Origin of the sequence: Pseudomonas sp. QLc11A, assembly GCF_052112305.1 — a bacterium.
GTDB lineage: Bacteria > Pseudomonadota > Gammaproteobacteria > Pseudomonadales > Pseudomonadaceae > Aquipseudomonas > Aquipseudomonas laurylsulfatiphila.
Genome location: NZ_JAVAJJ010000038.1, coordinates 1 through 2,764 on the forward strand (window position 1 = coordinate 1; position 2,764 = coordinate 2,764).

Annotated in this window: 1 protein-coding gene; it reads right to left on the minus strand. The window is 62.6% G+C overall.

Annotated elements, in window-relative coordinates:
* Window positions 1–2,764 (minus strand): immunoglobulin-like domain-containing protein (locus tag Q8X48_RS29750; protein WP_407802806.1); only part of this gene is annotated, 2,764 nt, incomplete at both ends.

The window sequence follows — 2,764 nt, forward strand, 5'->3', positions numbered from 1 at the left end:
TGTCGTTGACATCGTTGACCGTGGTGGTCACTGGCGTTGTGTTTGGCGACACCAGTTCCAGGTTACCGCCCACTGCGTCCTTGATGGATTCAGTGACGGTGGTCGGGCCTTGGTAGACGTCGTTGCCGACGCTGACCGGCAGGCTACCGGAGCTCTGGCCTTCGGCGATGGTGATGACCTTGCCGCTGTCGAGGGTCACGGTGACCGGACCGTTCTGCGCAGTGACCGGTTTGCCCTGGGCATCGGTCAGCGTCGCGGTGTAGGTAAAGGTGCCGTTTTCGTCCACGCTCGGGGTGGCGGTCAGGGTTACGGTGGTGGTGTCGTTGACGTCGTTGACCGTGGTGGTCACTGGCGTTTTCACCGGATCGATGGACTCGAGGTTGCCGCCGTCGGCCGATTTAATGGACTCGGTGACGGTGGTCGGGCCTGTGTAGACGTCGTTGCCGACGCTGACCGGCAGGCTGCCAGAACTCTGGCCTTCAGCGATGGTGATCACCTTGCCGCTGTCGAGGGTCACGGTGACCGGGCCGTTCTGCGCGGTGACCGGTTTGCCTTGGGCATCGGTCAGCGTGGCGGTGTAGGTGATGGTGCCGTTTTCATCCACGCTCGGGGTGGCGGTCAGGGTTACGGTGGTGGTGTCGTTGACGTCGTTGACCGTGGTGGTCACTGGCGTTTTCACCGGATCGATGGACTCGAGGTTGCCGCCGTCGGCCGATTTAATCGACTCGGTCACGGTGGTTGGGCCTGTGTAGACGTCGTTGCCGACGCTGACCGGCAGGCTGCCAGAACTCTGGCCTTCAGCGATGGTGATCACCTTGCCGCTGTCGAGGGTCACGGTGACCGGGCCGTTCTGCGCGGTGACCGGTTTGCCTTGGGCATCGGTCAGCGTCGCGGTGTAGGTGATGGTGCCGTTTTCATCCACGCTCGGGGTGGCGGTCAGGGTTACGGTGGTGGTGTCGTTGACGTCGTTGACCGTGGTGGTCACTGGCGTTTTCACCGGATCGATGGACTCGAGGTTGCCGCCGTCGGCCGATTTAATCGACTCGGTCACGGTGGTTGGGCCTGTGTAGACGTCGTTGCCGACGCTGACCGGCAGGCTACCGGAGCTCTGACCTTCGGCGATGGTGATCACCTTGCCGCTGTCGAGGGTCACGGTCACTGGACCGTTCTGCGCGGTGACTGGTTTGCCCTGGGTATCGGTCAGGGTGGCGGTGTAGGTGATGGTGCCGTTTTCGTCCACGCTCGGGGTGGCGGTCAGGGTCACCGTAGTGGTGTCGTTGACATCGTTGACCGTGGTTTCCACCGGGGTCTTTATCGGGTTGATCGCTTCGAGGTTGCCGCCCACCGCGTCCTTGATGGATTCAGTAACGGTGGTCGGGCCGGTGTAAACGTCGTTGCCCACGGTCACTGGCAGGCTGCCAGAACTCTGACCTTCAGCGATGGTGATCACCTTGCCGCTGTCGAGGGTCACGGTCACTGGACCGTTCTGCGCGGTAACCGGGGCACCGTTCTTGTCGGTCAAGGTCGCGGTGTAGGTGATGGTGCCGTTTTCATCCACGCTCGGGGTGGCGGTCAGGGTCACCGTAGTGGTGTCGTTGACGTCGTTGACCGTGGTTTCCACCGGGGTCTTGATCGGGTTGATCGCTTCGAGGTTGCCACCCACTGCGTCCTTGATGGATTCAGTGACGGTGGTTGGACCGGTGTAGACGTCGTTGCCAACCGTGACCGGCAGGCTGCCGGAGCTCTGGCCTTCGGCGATGGTGATGACCTTGCCGCTGTCGAGGGTCACGGTGACCGGACCGTTCTGCGCGGTGACCGGTTTGCCCTGGGCATCGGTCAGGGTCGCGGTGTAGGTAATGGTGCCGTTTTCATCCACGCTCGGCGTCGCGGTCAGGGTCACCGTGGTGGTGTCGTTGACGTCGTTGACCGTGGTGGTCACTGGCGTTGTGTTTGGCGACACCAATTCCAGGTTGCCACCCACCGCGTCCTTGATGGATTCAGTCACGATGGTCGGACCGATGTAAACGTCGTTGCCGACGCTGACCGGCAGGCTGCCGGAGCTCTGACCCTCGGCGATGGTGATGATCTTGCCGCTGTCCAGGGTCACGGTCACCGGACCGTTCTGCGCAGTGACCGGTTTGCCTTGGGCATCGGTCAGGGTGGCGGTGTAGGTGATGGTGCCGTTTTCGTCCACGCTCGGGGTCGCGGTCAGGGTCACCGTGGTGGTGTCAATCGAGTCAGTGATGGATGTTACTGCCGGTTCTTTACTCGGCACCAGGTTCTCGAAATTGCCGCCTGTGGTACCAGTGATGGTGGTGCTGACGGTGCTGCCGTTGACATAGACGTCATTGGCGGGGGTCCCAACCACGACGGTGCCGGTGGTCTGGCCCGCGTCGATGGTAATGACAGAACCGTTGCTCAAGGTCACGGTCATCGGCGTGCCGGCCGGGTTGGTCAGGGTCGCGGTGTAGGTGATCTGGCCGCCTTCGGTGATGTTGCCGGTGGCCGTCAGGGTCAGCTCGGTGTTGTCCACGGAATCGGTGATGGTGGTCACGGCTGGCGCGGTGTTCGGCACCAGGTTCTCGAAATTGCCGCCCGTGGTACCAATGATGGTAGTGCTGACGGTGCTGCCGTTGTCATAGACGTCATTGGCGGGGGTCCCAACCACGACGGTGCCGGTGGTCTGGCCCGCGTCGATGGAAATGACAGAACCGTTGCTCAAGGTCACGGTCATCGGCGTGCCGGCCGGGTTGGTCAGGGTCGC